This window comes from Bacteroides cellulolyticus (assembly GCF_025567135.1).
Lineage (GTDB): Bacteria > Bacteroidota > Bacteroidia > Bacteroidales > Bacteroidaceae > Phocaeicola > Phocaeicola cellulolyticus.
In genome coordinates, this window is record NZ_JAOQJJ010000003.1 from 104,916 (window position 1) to 129,350 (window position 24,435).

Below are 24,435 nucleotides of genomic sequence, written 5' to 3' on the forward strand. Positions count from 1 at the left end.
GGTTTATTACTTTTTTATTTTTATTTTCTTGTTTATTCGATAATAACACATACCTTTGTTTATACAGAAACAAAATAGACAAAAAGATGAAAGTAGGATTATTTATTCCCTGTTATATCAATGCTGTTTATCCCGAAGTTGGAGTTGCTTCATATAAGCTTCTTAAAAGCTTGGGGGTAGATGTTGACTATCCGTTAGACCAGACCTGCTGCGGACAGCCCATGGCGAATGCAGGGTTCGAAAACGAATCGAAGGAATTAGCCAAGCGATTCGATAGATTATTTGAAAGCTATGATTATATAGTCGGTCCTTCTGCCAGTTGTGTAGTATTTGTGCGCGATCATTATGGTAATCTGCTGGAAGGAGAAAAACATCGTTGTGCCAGCGAAGGCAAGATATACGATATCTGCGAGTTTATTCACGATGTAGTGAAACCGTCTTCCCTTCAGGCTTCATTCCCTCATAAAGTAAGTATTCAGAACAGTTGTCATGGAGTACGTCTGATGAAACTTTCTTCTCCAAGCGAATTGAACATACCTTATTATAATAAATTGCGCGATTTGCTGTCGTTGGTGAAGGATATCACAATTGTAGAGCCAGAACGTCCCGACGAGTGTTGTGGCTTTGGCGGTATGTTTGCCGTTGAGGAACACGATGTATCAGGACAAATGGGGCGTGACAAAGTAAAACGTCACATGGCTACGGGAGCAGAATATATCGTAGGAGCCGACGGTTCTTGCCTGATGCATCAGAACGGTATTATCTCGCGTGAAAAACTTCCTATAAAGACCATTCATATTGTTCAAGTATTAGCTGCAGGATTATGAGTACAAAACATTCAAAAGCTGCCGGAAAGTTTCTGGAGAATAAAGGACTGGCAGCATGGCACGATGAAACATTGTGGATGGTTCGTGCCAAACGTGATAAAGTAAGCAAAGAGGTTCCTGAATGGGAACATCTGCGTGATATGGCGTCCGCTATAAAGATGTACAGCAACAGTCATCTGGAGCAGTTGCTGTTGGAGTTTGAAAAAAATGCCTTAGCCAACGGAGCTCATGTCTATTGGGCAAAAGATGCCGATGAGTACTGTTCCATTGTCTATAATATATTGAACGGACATCAGGTGAAGCATTTTATCAAAAGCAAATCAATGCTGGCTGAGGAATGTGGACTGAATGAATTTCTTGAGAATAAAGGTATAGAGGTCGTAGAAAGCGATTTGGGAGAACGTATTCTCCAGCTGATGCATAAACGTCCGAGTCATATCGTACTTCCTGCTATCCATGTTAAGAAAGAAGAAATCGGAGAGTTGTTCGTCCGTGAGATGGGAACAGAACCCGGCAATAATGATCAGACTTATCTTACCCATGCTGCACGTAAGAACCTGCGCCGTAAGTTTATCGAAGCCGAAGCAGCTATGACAGGGGCTAATTTTGCCGTTGCTTCAACAGGAGAATGCGTCGTTTGTACAAACGAAGGTAATGCCGATATGGGAACATCGCAGCCCAAACTTCAGATAACAGCGTTCGGTATGGAGAAAATTGTACCGGACCGTGATGCACTGGGAGTATTTACCCGTCTGCTTGCCCGTTCTGGTACCGGACAGCCTATCACAACCTATACATCTCATTATCGTAAACCTCGCAAGGGAGGAGAGTTGCATATCATCATTGTAGATAATGGCCGAAGCCGTATTTTGGCCGATCAGGAACATGTCAAAACATTGAACTGTCTTCGCTGTGGAGCATGTATGAATACATGTCCTGTATATCGCCGTTCGGGAGGTTACTCATACACTTACTTTATCCCCGGTCCTATAGGTATCAATCTGGGTATGCTGAAAGCACCTCTTCATTACTATGATAACGTATCGGCATGTTCTTTGTGCTATTCATGTCAGAACGTGTGTCCTGCAAAGGTAGATCTGGCAGATCAGATTTATCACTGGAGACAGCAACTACATACACTAGGGGTAGCCAGCTCTTCCAAGAAACTGATGTCAGGTGGTATGAAATTCCTTATGTCGCGTCCCGCATTATTCAATTTCGCTTTAAAAAATGCTCCGATTGTAAACTCATTGCCTCGAGGTATGATATACAACGACTTGAATGATTGGGGTAAAGAACGTGAAATACCAGAATTTGCCAAAGAGAGTTTCAACGAAATGTGGAAAAAGAATAAAGTGAAATAAGTATGAGTAGCAGAGAAGACATATTGCAAAGCATACGCCGCAATACCAGAGTGCGTTATGAAAAGCCAGACTTATCCGGTTTGGAGCATGAGGCTCTTACGTACGAAGATAAACTTTCAAAGTTTTGTGAGATTCTAAAACAGGTAGGCGGACAGGCTGTAATACTGAAAGACAAGGAAAATGTCAATGACGTGATAAAGGCTGCATATCCTGAAGCCAAACGCATTGCTTCAACAATAAAGGAAATAAAGACAGGAAATACAATACAGCCTATTACTTGCAGCACTTTTCATCCGGACGATGTAGAGAAACCGGGAGACCTGGATGGTACTGATGTGGCAATTGTAGAAGGACATATAGGAGTCTGTGAGAATGGAGCTGTATGGTTGACACAAGATGTGGAACAACGTGCCGTATATTTTATATCCGAAGCGCTTGTAATTATACTCGACAGGAACAATCTGGTAAATAACATGCACGAGGCTTATAAGCAAATCGATACAGGCGAATATGGCTATGGCGTATTTATCTCAGGGCCTTCAAAAACAGCTGATATCGAACAAGCGCTTGTTATGGGAGCACACGGAGCCCGCAGCGTTACGGTAATTCTGATTTGAAAATTCTTTAAAACCTGAATAAAAGCTTGCCCTTACACATAGAGCAAGCTTTTTTTATTGGTATGTCCGGCACATATATTAGCCAGTCAAACCTTTAAAATCCAATTTCAGCGAAATATTGTTCATCCAACTGATGGATGAATTGTTTAAAGGCTGACAAATACTTTGTTTTCTTCGAAATAATTGTTTTCTTTGCATATATTGTAAAACACACTGAATTGAAAAACATAAACAACCTTAAATAAAAACAACATCTTATGAAACAGAAATTTAAAAAAGTACTTGTCCTTGGTTCAGGAGCACTGAAAATAGGTCAGGCTGGTGAGTTTGACTATTCAGGTTCACAAGCCCTCAAAGCCCTGCGCGAGGAAGGAATCAAGTCTGTTCTTATCAACCCAAACATCGCTACAATCCAGACATCCGAAGGTATAGCCGACAGAGTATATTTCTTGCCTGTTAATACATACTTCGTTACAGAAATCATCAAGAAAGAAAGACCGGATGGTATTCTTCTTGCTTTCGGTGGTCAGACAGCACTTAACTGCGGTACTGAACTTTATCAGAAAGGTATTCTCAAGGAATATGGAGTAAGTGTCTTAGGAACATCTGTAGAGGCTATCATGTACACTGAGGACCGTGACTTGTTCGTGAAGAAACTGGATGAAATCAAAATGAAAACCCCTGTAAGCCAGGCAGTGGAAAACATGAAAGATGCTCTGGAAGCTGCACGCAGAATAGGTTATCCGGTAATGATCCGTTCGGCATACGCACTTGGAGGTTTGGGTAGCGGTATATGCCCTAACGAAGAAAAATTCATCGAACTGGCAGAAAGCGCATTCACATTCTCTCCTCAGATTTTGGTAGAAGAATCTTTGAAAGGATGGAAAGAAATTGAATTTGAGGTTATCCGCGATGCAAACGACCACTGCTTCACTGTTGCCAGCATGGAGAATTTCGACCCTCTGGGTATCCATACCGGTGAGTCAATCGTTGTTGCTCCTACTTGTTCACTTACTGAAGAACAGGTTACATTGCTTCAGGATTTATCAAAGAAATGTATCCGTCACCTTGGTATCGTTGGTGAATGTAATATCCAGTACGCTTTCAATGCCGAGACAAACGACTATCGTGTAATCGAGGTTAATGCACGTCTGAGCCGTTCTTCTGCTCTGGCTTCAAAAGCTACAGGTTATCCTCTTGCTTTCGTAGCAGCCAAGATCGGTTTGGGATATACACTCGACGAAATTGGAGAAATGGGTACTCCAAACTCTGCTTACAAGGCTCCTGAACTTGACTATCTTATCTGCAAGATACCTCGCTGGGACTTGACTAAGTTTGCAGGCGTTTCAAGACGTATCGGTTCAAGCATGAAGTCGGTAGGTGAAATTATGTCTATAGGTCGTACTTTCGAGGAAATCATCCAGAAAGGTCTCCGTATGATTGGTCAGGGTATGCACGGTTTCGTAGGTAATGACCATACCAAGTTCGAAAATCTTGATGACGAACTTGCCAACCCGACAGACTTGCGTATCTTCGCCATTGCACAGGCTTTGGAAGAAGGCTACAGCATAGAGCGTATATTCGACCTTACTAAGATAGATCCTTGGTTTATCGGCAAACTGAAAAATATTGTTGACTACAAGGCCAAACTCCAGACATATAACTCATTGGAAGAAGTTCCTGCCGACGTATTGCGCCAGGCTAAGGTTCTTGGTTTCTCAGACTTCCAGATAGCACGCTTCGTTCTTAAACCTACAAGCGGAAATATGGAAAAAGAAAATCTGGCTGTACGCGAATACCGTAAGAAACTTGGTATCCTTCCGGCTGTTAAACGTATCAATACAGTAGCTTCAGAACATCCTGAACTGACGAACTATCTGTATATGACATATGCTGTGGAAGGTTACGACGTAAACTATTACAAGAACGAAAAATCAGTAGTGGTTCTCGGTTCGGGTGCATACAGAATCGGTTCTTCTGTAGAGTTTGACTGGTGTTCTGTAAATGCTATCCAGACAGCACGTAAATTAGGCTACAAGTCTATCATGATTAACTACAACCCTGAAACAGTATCTACAGACTATGACATGTGCGACCGTCTGTACTTCGACGAGCTTTCATTTGAACGTGTTCTCGACGTAATCGACCTTGAACAGCCTCGCGGAGTTATCGTTTCAGTGGGTGGACAGATTCCTAATAACCTGGCAATGAAGCTTTACCGTCAGTCAGTGCCTATCCTCGGAACATCACCAGTATCTATCGACCGTGCAGAAAACAGAAACAAATTCTCTGCAATGCTCGACCAGCTTGGTATCGACCAGCCGGCATGGCAGGAACTTACAAGCCTGGACGATGTAAAAGCATTCGTACAGAAGGTAGGCTATCCTGTTCTTGTACGTCCTTCATATGTATTGAGTGGTGCAGCCATGAACGTATGCTACGATGAAGAAGAACTGACACGATTCCTGCAGATGGCAAGTGAGGTATCTAAGGAATATCCTGTAGTAGTATCTCAGTTCATGCAGGAAACCAAGGAAATAGAGTTCGACGCAGTAGCACAAAACGGTGAAGTTGTGGAATATGCCATTTCAGAACATGTGGAATATGCAGGCGTACACTCTGGTGACGCTACATTGGTATTCCCTGCACAACAGATTTATTTCTCTACAGCACGTCTGATAAAGAAAATCAGCCGCCGCATCGCTAAAGAACTTAACATATCAGGTCCTTTCAATATCCAGTTCCTTGCACGCAAAAATGAGGTTAAGGTTATCGAATGTAACCTTCGTGCTTCAAGAAGTTTCCCATTCGTATCAAAAGTTCTGAAGAGAAACTTAATCGAAACAGCTACACGCATCATGCTGGATGCTCCTTATACACAGCCTGACAAATCTGCGTTCGATATTGACCGTATCGGTGTCAAGGCATCTCAGTTCTCATTCGCACGTCTGCAGAATGCCGACCCTGTATTGGGTGTTGACATGTCGTCAACAGGTGAAGTAGGATGTCTTGGAGATGATTTCAACGAAGCATTGCTGAATGCAATGATAGCTACAGGATATAAGGTACCTAAGAAAGGTATCCTCGTTTCTTCAGGAGCTACCAAATCCAAGGTTGACTTGCTTGATGCCAGCCATGCTCTAAGCAAGAAAGGTTACAGTCTGTATGCTACAGCAGGTACAGCTGCATTCCTCAACTCACATGGTATCCCAACAACTCCTGTATTCTGGCCGGATGAACGTCCTGATGCAGAGAACAATGTGATAAAGATGATAGCCGAGCATAAGTTCGACCTGATTGTGAATATACCTAAGAACCACACAAAACGCGAGCTTACAAACGGTTACCGTATCCGTCGTGGCGCTATAGACCATAACATTCCTCTTATCACAAATGCACGTCTTGCAAAGGCATTTATCGAAGCATTCTGCTCTATGGATGAAAAAGACATCCAGATAAAGAGCTGGCAGGAATATGTATAATGAAGATTTTCTAAATCAATAATTTAAATCCCGGATACCGAACTGGTGTTCGGGATTTATTTGTTAAATGAGATATGCAAAATCGTGTTTTTTAACAGTATATAAACAAAAAAGTAGAGCACAATATAACTTGTACCCTACTCTTTTCAATATGTAAAATTCTATTTTACTTTACTTCAACATCGCTGATGACCTTAGCCTCATATTTGAATTTTGCAAAGCCGTCTTTCAGTTTCTGTATATTTGTTTTATCTGAATCGTAAGTAATAGTAACTGTACGTGTCTTAAGATCTGTTTCCATCTTCTTTACACCTTTCTCGAAAGGTATATTCTTCTTCACTTTGTTTTCACAGTTAACGCATTCCATCTGGTCAACCTTGAATACAATCTTACGAAGTTCTTTAGCAGATACCTGAGCTGCACACATGAAAGCAGCCATGAATGTAAACAATAATACTCGTTTCATGTTAATCAATTAAGAATTAAAAATTAATAATTAAAAACCTTATTCAATTTAGTAATTAACAATTAAAAATTAATAATGGCGTTAAACTAATTATTAACTCTTAATTATTAATTATTAATTCGTCGTTAGTTTCTTGGTAAATTATATCTCACTCCTATATATCCCTTTGCTCCGTGCATAGGTCCCCATATCATTGAAGCATCAAAGTTGTCGCCCCAAGGATCATCTGCACCGATAATGGCATTCTTCTGCTTGAAGTTTGTAAGGTTCTCGCCACCTATATATACAGACCAGTTTCTGAAGAAACGTGTAACCTGGAAGCTCAACTGTTCGAAACCTTTGTATCTTTCATTCCATGATAATGTACCGTCGGCAAGAGTTTCCGGTGTCGGCATACGTCCACCACCGTTCAACTGTAACGTTCCGTCAAACTGCCATTTTCCAAGAGGAGTCTTGTAAGATGCAGTCAAGAGACCTTTATACTTTCCGGTAAGTGCTTTTTCGTAAAGTTTTCCGTTTATATCCTGCTTGACATCTGTCATACGCCATGCCGCAGTAAGGTTAAATCCTTCGAAGAACGGATATGTAGCCTCAATCTGGAATACCTGTGAATATGAACGTCCGTCAAGATTGGTAAAAGCTATTGTATGAGCATCTGATTCCATATCCACTACCAGCTGATTCTGGAAATCCGTATAGTAATATTCTGCATTCAGATTAAGTGTCTTACCGAACAAAGGAATATACGACGCTATACTCAAACCATAGTTCCATGCCTGCTCCTGATCCAAATCGTCAGCAATAACTACTTTTCTGCTGCTGGCAAGCATATAACAGTTTTCTGCCAATATATGGTTTGTGCGATACCCCTTTCCTGCAGAAGCACGGAAATTGATATATTCATTAGGAGCGTAGCGTACATTTGCACGCGGAGTAACAAAGAATCCGTACAAACTGCTGTAATCACCTCTAAGACCGGCCATAACAGTCAGTTTATCACTTGGCATATATGTATATTGTGCATAGACACCGCTTACAGTTTCTTTATCAAGTTCCGGAGTCAGACCTAGATTTACATCATTCACAAGACGGTATTCCTGATCATAACGGTCATAGTTCAAGCTAAGACCAGTTGACAAAGAATGCTGGGAAGTAAATTCTGTCTCGAACAAAAGTGATGCGTATGCATTCTGCTGATCTACGTTATAGAGTTTACGTCCATACACAGCATCCATATTATGAATGGTACCGGAAGTGATAAGCGCGATATTTGTGTTATGTTCCTTATTGAAGATATAAGCCTGTTTAATAAAAGCCTCATATCTGTCTGTATTCATGTCTATACGATATGGATCGGCATATGTATGTCCGCCATGAGATACCTGTCCGCTGGCACGTTCTTCATTTATAAATTTGATACCTGCCTGGAACACATAATGTTCGCCCATATAAGCCCATCTGTTGAAAAGATTGTACTGTTCCACCTGTGGGATATCGGCAAATCCGTCACCATCGCTGTCATGCGCCTTTGTCTCATTCTCATAATGAGCAAAAAGCATTGTACTCCACTTGTCCGACAGTTTAACTGAAGCATCAGCATTTGCCTCATAACGATTTGTAGTACTTGCAAACAGATTTGCAGAGAACCAGTCTGCCTCGGCAGCCTGAGGTTTTTTGAACTCGATATTAATCTGACCTGTAAGGGCCTCGTAACCGTTCTTTACAGAAGATGTACCTTTGCTCACCTGGATACTGCTCATCCACGGTCCCGGAACATATCCCAGTCCGTAAGGCGCAGAAGCACCTCTGAAGTTAGGAATATTTTCAGTAAGCATCTGCACATATGTACCTGACAGTCCAAGAAGTTTTATCTGTTTTGCACCTGTTGCCGCATCAGAATAATTCACATCAACAGAAGGGTTAGTGACAAAGCTTTCTCCAAGGTTACAGCATGCGGCACGGCACAACTCATCCGAATTAATAAGTTCCGCGTTTGTCACGCTGCTACGCAGTTTCTGGAAACCCATTTTTCTTCCGGTCACGTTTACTTCAGCCAGCTGTACACCTTCGTTCAATACTATATCAATATATTCCTGATAAGATGCAATGCTTATGGTATCTGTGTTATAACCGATAAAGCTCACAATAAGCTTGTCAGCATTAGCCGGACGTTCAAGAGTAAACTCACCATTCATATCAGTACTGGCTCCACGCGAAGAATTGAGCCATACAAGGTTTGCTCCGGGTATAGGTTCGCTGTTGCTATCTTTAACTGTACCCGTAAGAGTATTTGCCGCCATCATAGGCAAAGCGGTCAAAGACAATAAAATAATCAAGTATTTCATTAAAAAAATATTTAGTTAAACACATTTTCACGGTGCAAATGTAGCTATTCCTCAATGCAACACGATTGCAAAGAAGAGGCAGCACATCAAGCATAACAAAAGCAAAATGTGTAAAACTAAATAATCAATACTGAATGAAAAGCCAATAATGTCCGTCCACTGTTATATACCGGAGGAGCATTAGGAGCCTGTGAGAATAAAAGTCCGGAAGAAACCGGAGGTATTATATAAGATACATGTTCAGGCAAATCAAATGGCATCGGAACAAACGACACCATATCATCATCCTGCGACACCTTAAAGAAATCTATGTTATAATGAACATTGATACAAGAACATTCCTCAGAAACAGATGTACACGAAGTGTCTTCATTTGAATGATGACAACATCCTGACATATCAGTATGCTTATGCAAAATAGAAGAACATGTCTGTGTCTTGCAATAAGCCGAACAGATATGTACCATTCCTGCACCTGCTCCCAGGTTAAATACGGTGAAAGCAAGTATAAATACCAATATGTTGCACAAGTTCTTCATCGGCTGCAAAGATAATACAAACTGAGTGAAGTACAAAGTGAAAACAAAGTTTTCGACTTTTAGTTCCGAGGTGCAGGCTATCTTATATAAAGATGCGAAAAACTATCAAAATATGACAATTTCGTGACAAACTATTCCGGATTGTAAACCTGCAAAGGCAATTCGCCACGTAATGCCCCAAGTGCATTCATAGCCAAAGCACCCATCTCGTCTTCACCCGGAATTACTTCTATCGGAGCAAGTCCGTCTATCCATGATGATATTTCAGATATGACATAATCACCGTGAGCCATTCCACCTGTAAGTATTATCGCATCTGTCTTTTGCCTCAAAACAATATGCATACTGCCTATAGTTTTTGCGATATTATATGCCATGGCATGCAAGACATTATATGCATGCTTGTTTCCGGCCTTTATTTCTGCAACGATACTTCTTACATCTGTAGTTCCCAAGTGAGCAAACAATCCTCCATGTCCGTTTATCATCTTACGTATCTCGTCATACGAATATTTTCCGCTGAAACATAAATCCACGAGTTGCCTCGTAGGTATCGAACCGGCTCTTTCGGGACTGAAAGGGCCGTCACCGTCAAGTGCGTTATTCACATCTATAACCCTGCCTTTTGAGTGTGCACTGATAGAGATTCCGCCACCCAAATGGGCAACTATAAGATTAAGGTCTTCATACCTGCGTCCAACACTTGCAGCATATCTTCGTGATACGGCGCGACTGTTCAACGCATGAAAAACCGATATACGGGATATTTCAGGCATTCCGGTTACACGTGCCAGGTCGCTCATTTCATCCGTTACCACCGGATCAGCAATATATGCAGGACAATTACATCCTTTGGCAATCTCATCGGCAATCAATCCTGCCAGATTGGACGCATGCTCCATCTTGGCATTTATCAAATCGTATTTAATCTTTTCATCTACCAGATAAACACCACCTTGTGTAGGTTTAAGCAAACCTCCGCGTCCTATCACCGCATCGAATTCCACATTGAAACCTGCCTCTTCCAAAGACTTTATAATAAGCTCCTTTCTGAAATCGTGCTGTTCGTTGACATGCGAAAAACGCGAAAGTTCCTCAGCCGGATGATATACATTTTCACTCCACAGTTGTTTCTCATTATCATAAACGGCAACCTTGGTTGAGGTTGATCCGGGGTTTATTACAAGTATTCTCATAAAAACATAAGATTTATTTTCCTGCAAGGCATGCCAGCACAAGACTGTAGTATTTAGAATTACCGGAATCGCTTCGCGAAGGAACAACTACCGGAGCTATAGTACCGGTAAGCATTCCTGCCATGTTGGCATCTCCAAACAGGGAAAGTGTTTTATAAAAGGTATTTCCAGATTCGATGTTAGGGAATATCATAATATCAGCATTGCCGATAACAGGCGACGACATTCCTTTTATCTCTCCACTATGAGCGTCACAAGCAGTTTTCGCATCCATCGGACCGTCAATATAAACCTTACCCATCTTGCCTTCAGAGGCTTCTTTCTTCAGTTCGGTATAACAAATGGTATGGGGAAATTTGGCATTTACCTTTTCCGAACAATGTATCAAAGCCACACGTGGTTCTTCCATACCAAGCCTGTTGCATATCCTGATATCGTTCATTATCATAGCTCTGAACTGGTCTAATGTAGGTTTGGGAATTACGGCTGCATCCGAAAAGAACAATAATTTATGATAAAGCGGAATCTGTGCCACTGCCACATGACTAAGAATTCCACCTGGAGGAAGTAATCCTCTCTCTTTATGCAGAACTGCTCTCAGAAGATTGTCTGTATTTATCAATCCCTTCATAAGCACATCAGCCTCACCGGAACGGACCAGCTCCACAGCCAAAGCTGCTGCATCATCCGGAGTGGGAGCAGTATAGACACGAACAAAATCAGGAGATGCGGCATAAAGACTATTTGAAATGTCAACGTGATCAACATCAGTCACCAAAAGATATTCGGCAATTTCTTCTCTCAGACTTCTTATTATAACATATTCGGTGTGCGGATCATTAGGACAAACAACGGCAACCCTGCGTCGCTTATTGCTTAAACGCAGCCTGCTTACCATTTGGGAAAGAGTTCTTACAGGTTCCATAGTGTGTTATTTTAAACAAATATCCGAAATAAATCCGATTTTTCCGTATATTTGTCAGAGTTATAATAAAGATTAACGTATGAAAACGTATAATACATTCGATATACAGGCTGATTATGACTATTTGCATAGCAAATTGCCATCCGACAAAAGATGTCCGATAATTGGCATTACCGCCAATATAAGCGATGGAAACGTATCACTGTTTCCGGGATATTTCAAATCGATATATGAAGCCGGAGGAGTTCCCCTGGTTATTCCTCCTTCTGATGACCTGACCATCCTGCCAAATCTGCTTGATTCATTAGACGGAATACTTCTCAGCGGAGGCGCAGATATCAATCCGTTATTTCTGGGAGAAGACCCTGTAAGGGAACTCCATAATATAAATCCTTACCGCGACCGTCAGGAACTGATGATAGTGAGAATGGCTGCCGACAGACAGATTCCGATTCTCGGCATTTGCAGAGGCATCCAGATAATGACTGCCGCATTGGGAGGTACTTTATATCAGGACATCTACTCACAAGCTGAAGGCAAACTGATTAAACACAGTCAGGATCTTGACAGATCATATGCATCACACACGGTAAATATAGATAAAGACAGCCTGCTTGCCGAAATAATGGGTAATACAATATTGCCAGTAAATTCGTTCCACCACCAGGCAGTCAAGGAGCCGGCTCCAGGATTCAGAGTATGTGCACGTTCAAACGACGGTATAATAGAAGCAGTGGAAAGCACTGAATACAAATCGATGCTCGGAGTCCAATGGCATCCCGAATGTTTTATCCTTAACGGGGATAGAAGCATGATGCCTATATTCGAATGGCTGATAAAAGAATCATCATCATTCAAAGAAGCAAAAAGGCTTCATCAGAGGATCCTGACACTAGATACCCATTGTGACACTCCCATGTTTTTCGGACAGGGAATAAACTTCGCAACAAGAGACAGCAAGATAAAAGTCGATCTTCATAAAATGACAGAAGGAAGACAGGATGCCACAATAATGGTTGCATATATTCCGCAGAAAGAACGTACAGACGAAGCACTGCTTGCTGCCACAGCAAAGGCAGACAGACTGCTTAATGAAATGGAAAAGATGATAGCCGAAAACTGTACTGCTGTTGATATCGCATACGCACCTTCGGATCTTTACCGTCTTAAAACGGAAGGGAAAAAAGCTATAATGTTAGGTATTGAAAACGGATATGCCATTGGTAAAGACATCACCAATGTGGAACGTTTCAGAAAAAGAGGTGTGGTATATATGACATTGTGTCACAACGGTAACAACGACATCTGCGGTTCGGCAAGATATAATGACGAAAATCTTGGTGTAAGTCAGTTCGGTGAAGTTGTCATACGTGAGATGAACCGCACGGGTATGATGATAGACCTGTCGCACAGTGGAGAAAGAAGTTTCTACGAAACACTGGAGATAAGCCAGATGCCTGTAGTATGTTCACACTCCTCATGCCGTTCTTTATGCGATCATCTGCGAAACCTTACAGATGACCAGATAAAAGCCATTACCCGTAAAGGAGGAGTGATACAGGTTTGTCTTTACAGCGGTTTCCTCCGCTCAGACCGTGAAGCAAATATCCTTGATGCGATAGAACATCTGAACCACATAGTAAATCTTGCAGGTGTGGAACATGTGGGAATAGGAACAGACTTCGATGGCGACGGCGGAATAATAGGATGCAACGACTCATCGGAACTTATAAACTTCACCCGTCGTCTCATGAAAGAAAGATATAGCGAGGATGATATCAGACGAATATGGGGAGGCAACTTCCTGCGAGTAATGGAAGAAGTTCAAAAACACTCTTCACTATAAAATTTAAAGCCTTTTGAAAACTGTTTGCAAAGAGTTTTCAAAAGGCTTTAAAAATATCATATACTCTGATTTATTTCCAATCCTCAGCACCCTGAAGTTTTAGTTTCTGTGTATAAGCCTCAGCTTTCTTGGCTGCTTCAGCCTCATCTTCAGTTGAAGCAAAGGCATGTCTGTATCCTTTCACCTTGTTCCAGTCACCACGGGTGAAGTCAGGGAATTCTACAGGAGCACAGTTATTATCCATAGACAATTCACCAAGTTCGGCAAGGCAGCACCATTCAGCCAGGTCATAAACATCCATATCCAATGGCAAACCGTTCTGTAGGCAATAAACCAGACGTGAGTCCATAATGAAGTCCATACCACCGTGTCCGCCAACTTCCTTGGCCATATCACCGTATTTCTTCAATATAGGATGTCTGTATTTCTCTACCAGTGCATTCATTTCCTTTTCAGGAAGGAAGCTGTGTGCATTCAAATTGTCAACTTCCGGCTTTACGCCTGAAGCCTCAAGCTGATCACCTCCTACAGCATATCCCTCAATAGGATATTTGTTTGCAAAACCTTTTGTTCCTGTAAGTTGATAAAGTCTGTTGTATGGTTGCGGAGTCATTACGTTATGCTGTATTTCGATAACCTTTCCATTTTCTGTACGTATCAAAGTTGTAGTATGATCACCGTTTCTGAAATTCTCGCATACTGAATCTGCAGATGCTTCAACCCATGCTTTTCCATTCACAGATTTGGTATCCATTGCCACCAAAGTCTTCATTCTGTCGCCACGATGAATATCAAGAGCCTGAGCTACAGGGCCTAAACCATGAGTGGCATACACATCACCACGATGACGCATATTATAATCCAGACGCCATCCCAACTTGTCTGATTCACCATTCTTCCAGTAATGTTTCCAGAATGGACTTAAATCGTGGATATAGGCACCCTGAGCACGTATCACTTCACCGAATACTCCCTGCTGTGCCATATTAAGGGTATTCATCTCGAACCAGTCATAACAGCAGTTCTCAAGAATCATACAGTGCTTCTGATATTTCTCACTCAAGTTTACCAATGTCCAACATTCATTTAAATTCATTGCAGAAGGAACTTCTATAGCCACATGCTTGCCATTTTCAAGGGCACATTTTGCTACAGGGAAATGATGCAGCCAGTCTGTTGCTATATAAACCAGATCAATATCCTCTCTTTTACACAGTTCCTCATATCCTTTTTCACCTGAATATATCTCAGCCTTTGGCAAAGAAGCATTCTTCAAATACTCCTGACAAGCCTCAGCACGCGAAGCCTCATGATCACATAAAGCTACAATATGTGTACCCGGAATGTGAGTGAAACGTTCCACGGCTCCAGGTCCACGCATTCCAAGCCCTACAAAGCCTACTCTGACTACTTCCATTTTAGGAGCTGTAAGTCCCAATACACTCTTTTGTCCGGCCTCGCGTTCTGGAGTGTTTACGACGATAGTACCGCCATCCCACTTCCACTCGGTTCCATGCTCATTGACATTTACCTTATCCGTGTTGGTCGCAGTACACGCACATAAGGCAATACACACAATTAAATATAAAATTCTCCTCATAACACTTATAACCTCCACATTTATAAACTACCATCCTATATGTAGTGGAGTTTTACCATGATAAGACAGTTCTTTTTTCAGGCGTAAAGATATGAAGATTTTATACAATAACCTCCAATTATTAGGAAACATTATAATCACAAAATACTGGAGCGAATTAAAAAAAAACGGATAAACAGACTATCCTAATAATTAACACATTAGTAATATTATCACCAAAACTGGTATATTTAATAACATCATATTAAAAAAACGAATGTTCAAAGTTATAACATATACAAAAAAACAGTATATTTGTGAAAAGTCAATATTTAAAAACGACTTAGTTTATGAGGAAATAACCTGTTTTATTAATAAATATTTAAATATATGGATGTACAAAGTATAGGAAATTGCGCAGGAGTAATTTGGAAATTACTGAATGGCGAACACCGCAAATGGTCTTACAACGAGATCAAGAAGTCAACCGGATTGTCTGACAGAGAAATAAATGCTGCCATAGGATGGCTGGCTAGAGAAGGCAAACTCAATATAGAGGAGACTCAACAAGGAAAAAGAAATATTCTATACATTGAACTGAACTTTTTTATTGGTTAATATGGATAAACACATTATAGGAGAAAACGCAGGAGTTATCTGGCGTCTCCTCAACAACGGCGAAAGATGGGAGTATGAGAGCCTGAAAGCTGCTTCCGGACTTTCTGACAGAGATTTGAATCTTGCAATAGGATGGCTGGCAAGGGAAAACAAGATATTCTTTGAACGAAGTAAAGATCAGGATAAAGAATACATGTACCTGTCAATTGACCTGTATCTGTAAAACTATCTATAATAAAGAAACAAAAAAACACACGCACCGCATATTTGCAGCACGTGTGTTTTTTGTTTTATATACTCGGTTTTATCACATTAAAGTAAAACCAAGCTTTGTAACATCCTTACTGTTAGGACCAATCATTACATCAAAATCTCCAGGTTCACAAACGTAATTCAAATCATAATCATAGAATTTGAGCATTTCAGGAGTTATTGTAAACTCAACAACCTGACTTTCTCCCTTCTTAAGATGAATTCTCTTGAAACCTTTCAGTTCTTTTACAGGACGTGTTATACTTCCTACAACGTCTCTGATATACAGCTGTACAACCTCGTCAGCATCGTAGTTTCCTGTATTCTTTACTACGATAGAAGCAGTGATATTACCATTTGCATCCATCTTGCTGTTGCTCAGCTTCATGTCAGAATAGCTGAATGTTGTATAGCTCAAACCATATCCGAAAGGATATAACGGATCGTTGGAAACATCAATATAGTTGCTTCTGAACTTTTCGAACCATCTTCCTTCTGCCAATGGACGACCTGTATTCTTATGATTGTAATACAAAGGTAACTGACCTTCGTTCTGAGGGAATGTAGTTGTCAGTTTACCGCTAGGCACAACATCACCAAACAAAACATCACAAATAGCATCAGCTGATTCACTACCTCCAAACCACACATTAAGGATAGCAGGAACATTTTCGTTTTCCCATGTCATAACAGTCGGACGTCCTGAGAAATGCAACAAGATTACAGGCTTGCCTGTAGCCAACAATGCTTTCAACAAATCATGCTGTGCATCCGGCATTCTCAGTTCAGAACGACTACTAGACTCACCACTCATTTCTGAAGACTCTCCTAAAGCAGCAACAATGACATCAGACTTCTTTGCCACTTCAATGGCTTCCTGCAACAACTCCTTGTCATCCTTTCTTGGGATTTCACGGCCAAACATTGTTGCACGAGTCTGATATTCCGCATCGTACATCAGATTACTACCTTGAGCATACAATACATTAGCTTTTCCTTCTACCGCATTCTTCAGTCCTTCCAACAGTGTACTGTATCTGTCAGGAGTAGCAGCAACACTCCATGTACCAGGCATATTTGTACGAGTATTTGCAAGAGGGCCTATCAAAGCTATATTTCCTTTCTTTTTCAAAGGAAGCATATTGTTTTCGTTCTTCAAAAGTACGAACGACTTGGTTGCAATCTCACGTGCTACTTTACGATGTTCCTTATTAAAGATGTCTTTTGCAGGACGTTTCAAATCGCAATATTTATAAGGATCTTTAAACAAACCAAGTTTATATTTAGCTTCCAACATTCTGCGGCAAGCACGGTCTATATCTTCCATTGTAACCTTGCCTTCCTTCAACGATTTTTCCAAAGTTCCTATAAAACCGTCTGACACCATATCCATATCTGTTCCGGCTTTCAATGCTCTTGCAGATACTTCCTGCAAATCACCAATACCATGATCTGTCATCTCGTATATTGCAGTATAGTCAGTAACCACGAAACCGTCGAATCCCCACTGATTTCTCAACACATCAGTCATCAACCAGCGGTTAGCAGTTGCAGGAACACCGTCAACTTCATTGAATGAAGACATGAAACTACCGGCCCCCTCTTCTGCTGCAGCTTTGTAAGGAGGGAAAAACTCATTATACATACGGTTACGGCTCATGTCAACCGTATTATAATCCCTTCCCGCTTCAATAGCTCCATACAATGCAAAGTGTTTTACACAAGACATTATTTCAGTATTACTGCTCATATCCTTACCCTGATAACCTCTTACCATAGCCTTGGCTATTTCAGAACCCAGATATGGATCTTCACCGTTACCTTCTGATACACGTCCCCATCTTGCATCTCTACAGATATCTACCATCGGACTGAAAGTCCAGCATATTCCGTCGGCACTTGATTCAATCGCTGCTATACGTGCTGATTTTTCCACTGCTTCCATATCCCATGTACACGACAATGCCAAAGGAATAGGGAATACGGTTTCATAACCATGAATAACATCCATTCCGAAAAGCAATGGAATACCAAGGCGGCTTTTCTCTACTGCAAGTTCCTGCATTTCACGAATAGCCTTAACACCTTTCAGATTGAACAAGCCTCCGACTTCTCCACGGCTTATCTTACCTGCCACATCACTACTCTTAGCCTGACCTGTAGTAATATTTCCTGTTACAGGCAGGTTAAGCTGACCTAATTTTTCCTGAAGAGTCATCTTACTCATAAGTTCTGTTACGAACTTATCCATATTACCCTCATCTTTAGGCAACATACTTTTCTTATTTCCTGCAATCACTGTTGAAGAAACAAACAGTGACGCCAATAATATAAATGCTGTCTTTTTCATTTTGATGATTATTTATTTATTTCAAATCCCAATTTCTTTAATCCATCCTGTATTTCAGGACAACTCATAAACAGATTCCACAAAAGTCCTGAGCGATAATTCTCTATCATAGGAGCAATTGTACATTGATCTATTGCAAGGTAGTGAGGAACTGTCCAGTTATCTGTCTCAGAAAAAGCATCATAAAATCCGTATTTACCCCAAATCCAATCACCTTTCGAATAAAAATACCTCAATGCCCTCATTGACTCAACCGGTGTATATGGGAAGCTTGACAATGCAGCTGTAGGAGTTATTACACCCAGGTCATTATCTCCAGGACAATGTGCCGCATAACCTTTCACTGAGTAGCTGGCAGTCAGTCCCCAACAGTTCTCACTATACCCTGTATAGTTTTTAGGATTATCCACACAATAGTTGTAATTTGATAGAGCATGGTTCTTAACCACATTCCAGTAATCAGCATATTGGTCAGACAGTCCTTTCGGATTCAGTCCGATGTAAGAATAATGCGCCCAGAAAAGAGGTCCTCCCAGTTTTTCTGCTCCATTGTGTTTAACCTCCAGCGGATAACCGTACGGTTTTGAGTCGGATTTGATATTTCCGCCTCTTGCCCATCCGTTATGATAGGCAGTAGCTGAAACCGGATGTGTAGGCGATGAAGCAGCAAGTACATAAACTATAAGAGCCTCATTATATCCTTCGAGAGGGAAATTCATCTCCCAACCATAGTTAGGCGACCAATGCCAATAAATCACATCTTTACCGTTCTGGTACCAGTCAAATTCTACCTCATGCCATATCTTGTTTATTTTCTCACAAAGCTGTTTTTCCTTTTCATTTCCGTTCTGGAAATACTGACGTACACACAATAAACTCTGTATCACGAAACAGCTTTCCACCAGGTCACCGCCGTCATCTTTCTTGCTGAAAGGTAACACTTTACCTGTAGAGCCTTCCAACCAATGAGGCCATACGCCATGAAAACGATCGGCCTTAGCCAGATAATCAACAATCTTTGTAAGTCGTTCCACACCTTCCTCACGAGTTATGAATTGGCGGTGTATAGCAGTTAAAATACCTGCTATACCAAAACCGCTTCCTCCAATCGTTACGGTACCCTCATCATTCTGAGGGTAATTATTGTCAAGGTGTATTCTTTCCAAAGCCAGACCTGAAGTTTTCTCGGCTCCATCCCACATGTAGTTAAAATGCACTTTCTGGATGTAATCCAACATTACACTATCATTCTCAAAAGAATCCGGACGTGAAGCAGTCTGTTCGGTAATACTCTCAACCTTTTCTGATGTCTTTTTATTTCCTGTATTACAAGATATAAGCAACATCGTAAGGAAGAAATATATAAGTCTGTTTTTTCGTATCATTCAAATTATATATTTATTTCATTAATTATCTTTTGGTTCATTTTCCAATGCTGGAGATATATCAATTTGAGCAGTTGGAACAGGATAATACTCCTGACCTTGTTTCCAGCCTAATGGACCGAGCACCTCCTGTAATTTACCATTACGTCTCAAGTCATTATAACGTTCTCCCCATTCCAGTGCTAACTCCATACGTCTTTCGTCCAAAATCTGATCCAATGTTACACCTGTTATTTCAGACATCTTTGCACGTTTTCTTACTTCATTGAATGAATTATCTCCACTCTTGTTTAGACGAACTTTTGCCTCCGCATTCATAAGTAATACATCTGCATATCTGAATACACGGATGTTATTATTTGTTCCATATTCAGTACGTCCCGGAGTTATCTGGCTTGAAGGTGTATATGCCTTACCATTAAAACAATCAGGAGCGACTTCGCTTGCGGGTTCCTTTATAAAATCACCTTCTGGTGTTGTTTCACCAGCCATAAGGAAAGTAAGTTCAGCACGAACAGTTTCGCCACGTTCTTTAGCCCACTTTCTAAATTCTTTTGTCGGGCTAATAAATCCCCAGCCTGAAATAATTCCATCATTAATTGGGCCTTGGAATGTAAACCAGCTATCAGAAGTCACTACTTCACCAGAGCCATTTCCAAAATCTGTAAACTGTAACTCAAACAATGATTCATCACATAATTTTCCAGGAATTTGGAATAAAGCTCTATAATCTGGATTAAGCTCAAACTTGCCACTACCAATTATATCATCAGTTAGCGATTCTACTTTATCATATTGTCCTAATTCCATATACACTTTAGCAGCAAGCATTTCTGCAGTAAACGCAGAAGCAGCACCTATACGGTCTGTATATTCATTAGGGCGTATTCTCTGCAAATTATTGATAGCAAAATCAAGATCTTCCAACATATATCTATATACAGCCGCAATCGTAGAACGTGTCATATCAACTTGCTTATTATCGCGTAAAATTGTGACAGGTCCAAACAATTGAGTCAGTCTATAATAACAATATGCTCTTATGAACTTTACTTCACCTGTATATTCGTTATAAAGTTTCATATCACTGTCTTTTGTGATATTTTCCTTAAACATATCAAGTGATTCCAAAGCAGCATTTGCAACTTTAATAATATCATAATAAACCATCCATGCCTCATTACACCCCCAGAATCCGGCATTATATGTATAATTCTTGTCAATTGCTACCAAATCAGCCTGGTCGTCAATTCGTCCAGTTGATACATCATCATCACGTACTATAGTTGCCCCCCATACAATCCAGTGTGATCCTCTAGAACGTAATTTTGCATACACTCCAGATACCGGCTGGTACATATTAGACAAGTTTGTATAATCCACATTCTCTTCATTTACTTTATTTTCCGGAAGTTTATCCAGAAAATCAGAGCAAGAAGAGAACATTATCAATGCGCTACATGCACACAATAATATATTTTTATAATTCTTCATATTATGTTCTTAGTTTAAAGGTTAGAAATTAATAGTCAGTCCGAATGTATAAGTTGCAGCCAATGGATATACTCCTTCATCCCATCCAAACTGATTACTTATTTCAGGAGTAAATCCGTTTGAAGTAAAGTAAGTATATGGACGGTCGGCTGTAAGACTTATTTTTGCATTAGGAAGAGTATATGAACCTATTTTTACATTCCTAAAGTTATAAGCCAACATTATATTCTGTATTCTGAAATAATTGCCTTTTTCAACAAAGAATGAATTTGTATTGCTATTATTCCATGCTTTCAACATACCCTTTGATGAAGGATAAGAATTGCTGGTACCTTCTCCAGTCCAACGGTTATCATAGAAATCCTTATCGAAGTTAAAATTAGCCTGTGAATATCTTACAGCTCTTTTACGGTTGTAAATTTCATTGCCGGCCTGACCGAATGTTGACAAAGAGAATTCAAGATTCTTATATTGAAAACCTAAATTGAAGCTATAAGTAAGACTAGGTATATTTGATCCCAATATCTGACGGTCACTATCATCAATCACATTATCATTATTCACATCCTCAAAAATAAGATCTCCAGGTTCAAGTTCGTTTGCAACAGCTATAGGATCAGCTTTAATCTGATCTTCATTCTGATATACTCCCAAAACCTTATATCCATAATAAGATTGCATTTCCTCGCCTACTATATTAATTGTGCGGCTTTCAGCACTTCCCCCATAAATATATGGTGCTCCATTAAGACTTTTCACACTATTTTTAAGTGTTGACAGATTTACACCTGCATAATAAGAGAAGTCTTTACCTATCTTATCATTCCAGCTTAATTGAATATCAAAACCACTGTTAGAAATCTCACCATTGTTTCCTGCCAATGTTGTAGTACTGAAAGGAAGTGTTGTATTTATAATGGCATTCTTTGTAATACGGTTATAATAGTCAAAATCAACACTCAAACGACTATTGAACAACGCAAAATTCACACCTGCATTGAATTCTTCTACCATTTCCCAGCCTAACCAACTAAAGTAACTAGTATTCTGGAAACCTGGAAGTGTAGTATTTCCAAATACTCCAGAAGAGCCTGTACCAGTAGAAATAGAAGCAAATCCATCACTTGCAGCTACACGGTCATTACCTAACTGTCCCCAGCTGGCACGTATTTTCATATATTCTATCACATTCTGTTTCTTGAAGAATTCTTCATCGCTTATAACCCAAGCTGCACCTACAGAAGGGAAATATCCCCACTTTTCCTGGTATTTTGAACTACCGTCGGCACGCATTGTAGCTGACAATAAATATTTACCAGCATAATCATAACTGAAACGTGCAAAATACGAAAGGCCTCTATAGCAATAACCGTCATCGTTAACTTCGCGTCCTGTGGCGTTACCCTGACTTATATATAAATACTCATCATAATCGCCTGGAACATTTGTAGCAGTACCTTCCAGCTTTCTATATTGCTGTTCTCTGCTAGACTGTCCTAACAATACATTAAAATTGTTATCTTTCCAAGAATCAGTATATGTCAATGTATTATCCCAAACATAGCTATAATAATTTGAATTTGTTTTTGTCAGTTTAGACTCAGCATTCAATTGTGTAGAACTTACCTGATATGGTTGATAATATACACGACCTCTTATCAAAGAGAAATCCTGATTATAACTTGTCTTAAATCTTAATTTTTCAGGTATAAGTGTAAATTCAGCATAGAAGTTTGCCATTGCCTGAAAATTATCATTCATGCTGTTATCATTATATTTTGCAATGGCTACCGGATTGGTAAAATTACTTGTAAGACCAATCTGCTGAGGAGCAGCAAACTTCTCTGGGTATGCTTCCTCATCACTTCTTGAATAATCATAAACTGGTATTAATGATGGAGTCTTATACGCAGAAAGCCAAGCTGAATTATCGACATTATATTGTTCTGAGTTACTAATTATAATATTGCTACCTACTTTCAACCAATCTGTAGCCTCAAAATCAAGATTTGCACGGAAGTTCAACCTATTATAGCTGCTTCGTGTGTCCATAATACCATTCTGATACAAATAGTTCATACCAACAGCATAAGTAGCTTTCTCACTACCACCTGTTATATCAATACCATGGTTAGTCATAATGGCAGTTCTTAACAATTCGCTATACCAGTCTGTATCAGCTCCGAATGTCAAAGTATCATAATTGCCACCGAATTTTTCTATTGATGACAGAATAATCGGTTCGTATGCTTCTTTATTAGCCTCAAGCATTACAGTGGCATACTCCTTAGAATTAGCCATCTTCAGCACATTAGTAGCATTCTGTACACCAACATATCCGTTATATGTAATTTGTGCCTTAGAATTTCTTTTTCCCTTCTTTGTTGTAATAATTACAACTCCATTAGCTGCACGCACACCATATATTGCTGCTGCAGAAGCATCTTTCAATACTGATATCTCCTGTATATCTGAATTGTTCAGGAAATCAATATTATCATAGAACATACCATCCACTACATACAAAGGCGCAGTATCATTAAATGAGCCAAGACCGCGAATAGTAACTTTAGGGCTGCTTCCAGGCGCACCAGACGAAACAATATTTACCCCAGGTACTTTTCCCTGTAAAGCCGACATCGGTGATGACGATGCGATAGAAGCAATTTCTTCGCTTTTTACTACAGAAATAGGAGCAGTCAAGTCCTTGGCCTTACTTGTTCCATAACCAATGACAACGACATCTTCCAATTGTTGAACATCATCAGACAACACTACGTTTACAGTAGTATTACCATTAACCTTAACTTCAACGGTTCTCATTCCGATAAAGCTAAAAACCAAAGTTCCATCAGCGGGAACATTCTCAATTAGATACTTACCATCCATATCACAGATGGTTCCGACAGTTGTGCCTTTCACTAATACATTGGCACCAATCACAGGTTCGTTGAATGTTGCGTCTGTTACAACACCTTGAACAGTTACAGCCTTCTGTGCAAATACCGACGAGGCTGCAAACAATAAAGACATTAAGATTAAAACAAATTGTCTGCTCATAGATATTAAACTATAAAATTTCACGGCGGCAAAGGTGAACATAATAGAATATATCTACAAAAAAACCGACACTCTAAAGCTACGTCTAAG

General features: G+C 40.2%; 17 protein-coding genes. 7 read left to right on the forward strand and 10 right to left on the reverse strand.

Going from position 1 to position 24,435, the window contains the following annotated elements:
• Positions 1-86: 86 nt before the first annotated feature.
• The 4 genes from OCV82_RS05065 (at position 87) to carB (ending at position 6,290) form a co-directional block, all read left to right on the forward strand.
• The gene (locus OCV82_RS05065; RefSeq protein WP_154043439.1) at positions 87-827 is read left to right on the forward strand and encodes a (Fe-S)-binding protein; all 741 of its coding nucleotides are present in this window, start codon (positions 87-89) and stop codon (positions 825-827) included.
• On the forward strand, positions 824-2,191 hold the full coding sequence (locus OCV82_RS05070; protein ID WP_154043440.1) for a lactate utilization protein B: 1,368 nt from the start codon (positions 824-826) through the stop codon (positions 2,189-2,191). Before OCV82_RS05065 ends, OCV82_RS05070 begins: the two co-directional genes overlap by 4 nt.
• Before the next feature lie 2 nt (positions 2,192-2,193).
• On the forward strand, positions 2,194-2,808 hold the full coding sequence (locus OCV82_RS05075) for a LutC/YkgG family protein (protein WP_154043441.1): 615 nt from the start codon (positions 2,194-2,196) through the stop codon (positions 2,806-2,808).
• 257 nt (positions 2,809-3,065) lie between these two features.
• Positions 3,066-6,290 carry a carbamoyl-phosphate synthase (glutamine-hydrolyzing) large subunit gene (gene carB, locus OCV82_RS05080; protein ID WP_154043442.1) on the forward strand — a complete coding sequence of 1,075 codons (3,225 nt, stop codon included), beginning with the start codon at positions 3,066-3,068 and terminating at the stop codon, positions 6,288-6,290.
• A 166-nt stretch (positions 6,291-6,456) separates the two neighbouring features.
• Here the strand turns inward: carB and OCV82_RS05085 are convergent, their stop codons facing one another.
• The 5 genes from OCV82_RS05085 to OCV82_RS05105 form a co-directional block, all read right to left on the reverse strand.
• A complete protein-coding gene (locus OCV82_RS05085; RefSeq protein ID WP_154043443.1) occupies positions 6,457-6,756 on the reverse strand; it encodes a heavy-metal-associated domain-containing protein in 300 nt (99 codons plus the stop codon).
• Positions 6,757-6,881: 125 nt separating this feature from the next.
• Positions 6,882-9,101 carry a TonB-dependent receptor plug domain-containing protein gene (locus tag OCV82_RS05090; protein ID WP_154043444.1) on the reverse strand — a complete coding sequence of 740 codons (2,220 nt, stop codon included), beginning with the start codon at positions 9,099-9,101 and terminating at the stop codon, positions 6,882-6,884.
• Between the two features lie 116 nt (positions 9,102-9,217).
• The gene (locus OCV82_RS05095; RefSeq protein WP_154043445.1) at positions 9,218-9,640 is read right to left on the reverse strand and encodes a hypothetical protein; all 423 of its coding nucleotides are present in this window, start codon (positions 9,638-9,640) and stop codon (positions 9,218-9,220) included.
• A gap of 131 nt (positions 9,641-9,771) precedes the next feature.
• Positions 9,772-10,836: a butyrate kinase gene (gene buk, locus OCV82_RS05100; RefSeq protein ID WP_154043446.1), complete on the reverse strand. Its 1,065-nt coding sequence runs from the start codon at positions 10,834-10,836 to the stop codon at positions 9,772-9,774.
• A gap of 13 nt (positions 10,837-10,849) precedes the next feature.
• Complete coding sequence (locus OCV82_RS05105) at positions 10,850-11,761, reverse strand: phosphate acyltransferase (protein ID WP_154043447.1); 912 nt, start codon at positions 11,759-11,761, stop codon at positions 10,850-10,852.
• 79 nt (positions 11,762-11,840) lie between these two features.
• Between OCV82_RS05105 and OCV82_RS05110 the strand changes: the two genes are divergently transcribed.
• Complete coding sequence (locus OCV82_RS05110) at positions 11,841-13,607, forward strand: gamma-glutamyl-gamma-aminobutyrate hydrolase family protein (protein WP_154043448.1); 1,767 nt, start codon at positions 11,841-11,843, stop codon at positions 13,605-13,607.
• A 70-nt stretch (positions 13,608-13,677) separates the two neighbouring features.
• Here OCV82_RS05110 and OCV82_RS05115 read toward each other — a convergent pair whose 3' ends face one another.
• Complete coding sequence (locus OCV82_RS05115; RefSeq protein WP_154043449.1) at positions 13,678-15,207, reverse strand: Gfo/Idh/MocA family protein; 1,530 nt, start codon at positions 15,205-15,207, stop codon at positions 13,678-13,680.
• A 369-nt stretch (positions 15,208-15,576) separates the two neighbouring features.
• On the opposite strand from OCV82_RS05115, the gene OCV82_RS05120 reads away from it, so the two are divergent.
• Both OCV82_RS05120 and OCV82_RS05125 read left to right on the forward strand, forming a co-directional pair.
• Positions 15,577-15,804, forward strand: a complete 228-nt coding sequence (locus OCV82_RS05120) for a winged helix-turn-helix domain-containing protein (RefSeq protein WP_154043450.1) — start codon at positions 15,577-15,579, stop codon at positions 15,802-15,804.
• 1 nt (position 15,805) lies between these two features.
• Positions 15,806-16,027 (forward strand): winged helix-turn-helix domain-containing protein, encoded by a 222-nt coding sequence (locus OCV82_RS05125; RefSeq protein ID WP_154043451.1) that lies wholly within the window; start codon positions 15,806-15,808, stop codon positions 16,025-16,027.
• Between the two features lie 84 nt (positions 16,028-16,111).
• Here the strand turns inward: OCV82_RS05125 and bglX are convergent, their stop codons facing one another.
• The 4 genes from bglX to OCV82_RS05145 are packed head-to-tail and all read right to left on the reverse strand — an operon-like array spanning position 16,112 to position 24,345.
• Complete coding sequence (gene bglX, locus OCV82_RS05130; RefSeq protein WP_154043452.1) at positions 16,112-18,406, reverse strand: beta-glucosidase BglX; 2,295 nt, start codon at positions 18,404-18,406, stop codon at positions 16,112-16,114.
• An 8-nt stretch (positions 18,407-18,414) separates the two neighbouring features.
• Positions 18,415-19,791: a glucoamylase family protein gene (locus OCV82_RS05135; protein WP_154043453.1), complete on the reverse strand. Its 1,377-nt coding sequence runs from the start codon at positions 19,789-19,791 to the stop codon at positions 18,415-18,417.
• Positions 19,792-19,812: 21 nt separating this feature from the next.
• Positions 19,813-21,285 (reverse strand): RagB/SusD family nutrient uptake outer membrane protein, encoded by a 1,473-nt coding sequence (locus OCV82_RS05140; protein ID WP_154043454.1) that lies wholly within the window; start codon positions 21,283-21,285, stop codon positions 19,813-19,815.
• A gap of 21 nt (positions 21,286-21,306) precedes the next feature.
• Positions 21,307-24,345 carry a SusC/RagA family TonB-linked outer membrane protein gene (locus OCV82_RS05145; protein WP_154043455.1) on the reverse strand — a complete coding sequence of 1,013 codons (3,039 nt, stop codon included), beginning with the start codon at positions 24,343-24,345 and terminating at the stop codon, positions 21,307-21,309.
• Positions 24,346-24,435: the final 90 nt, after the last annotated feature.

Excerpts from the sequence above, each read along its gene's own strand:
- OCV82_RS05065 (WP_154043439.1), top strand. The coding sequence starts at position 87 with ATGAAAGTAGGATTATTTATTCCCTGTTATATCAATGCTGTTTATCCC.
- OCV82_RS05070 (WP_154043440.1), top strand. The coding sequence starts at position 824 with ATGAGTACAAAACATTCAAAAGCTGCCGGAAAGTTTCTGGAGAATAAA.
- OCV82_RS05075 (WP_154043441.1), top strand. The coding sequence starts at position 2,194 with ATGAGTAGCAGAGAAGACATATTGCAAAGCATACGCCGCAATACCAGA.
- carB (WP_154043442.1), top strand. The coding sequence starts at position 3,066 with ATGAAACAGAAATTTAAAAAAGTACTTGTCCTTGGTTCAGGAGCACTG.
- OCV82_RS05085 (WP_154043443.1), bottom strand. The coding sequence starts at position 6,756 with ATGAAACGAGTATTATTGTTTACATTCATGGCTGCTTTCATGTGTGCA.
- OCV82_RS05090 (WP_154043444.1), bottom strand. The coding sequence starts at position 9,101 with ATGAAATACTTGATTATTTTATTGTCTTTGACCGCTTTGCCTATGATG.
- OCV82_RS05095 (WP_154043445.1), bottom strand. The coding sequence starts at position 9,640 with ATGAAGAACTTGTGCAACATATTGGTATTTATACTTGCTTTCACCGTA.
- buk (WP_154043446.1), bottom strand. The coding sequence starts at position 10,836 with ATGAGAATACTTGTAATAAACCCCGGATCAACCTCAACCAAGGTTGCC.
- OCV82_RS05105 (WP_154043447.1), bottom strand. The coding sequence starts at position 11,761 with ATGGAACCTGTAAGAACTCTTTCCCAAATGGTAAGCAGGCTGCGTTTA.
- OCV82_RS05110 (WP_154043448.1), top strand. The coding sequence starts at position 11,841 with ATGAAAACGTATAATACATTCGATATACAGGCTGATTATGACTATTTG.
- OCV82_RS05115 (WP_154043449.1), bottom strand. The coding sequence starts at position 15,207 with ATGAGGAGAATTTTATATTTAATTGTGTGTATTGCCTTATGTGCGTGT.
- OCV82_RS05120 (WP_154043450.1), top strand. The coding sequence starts at position 15,577 with ATGGATGTACAAAGTATAGGAAATTGCGCAGGAGTAATTTGGAAATTA.
- OCV82_RS05125 (WP_154043451.1), top strand. The coding sequence starts at position 15,806 with ATGGATAAACACATTATAGGAGAAAACGCAGGAGTTATCTGGCGTCTC.
- bglX (WP_154043452.1), bottom strand. The coding sequence starts at position 18,406 with ATGAAAAAGACAGCATTTATATTATTGGCGTCACTGTTTGTTTCTTCA.
- OCV82_RS05135 (WP_154043453.1), bottom strand. The coding sequence starts at position 19,791 with ATGATACGAAAAAACAGACTTATATATTTCTTCCTTACGATGTTGCTT.
- OCV82_RS05140 (WP_154043454.1), bottom strand. The coding sequence starts at position 21,285 with ATGAAGAATTATAAAAATATATTATTGTGTGCATGTAGCGCATTGATA.
- OCV82_RS05145 (WP_154043455.1), bottom strand. The coding sequence starts at position 24,345 with ATGAGCAGACAATTTGTTTTAATCTTAATGTCTTTATTGTTTGCAGCC.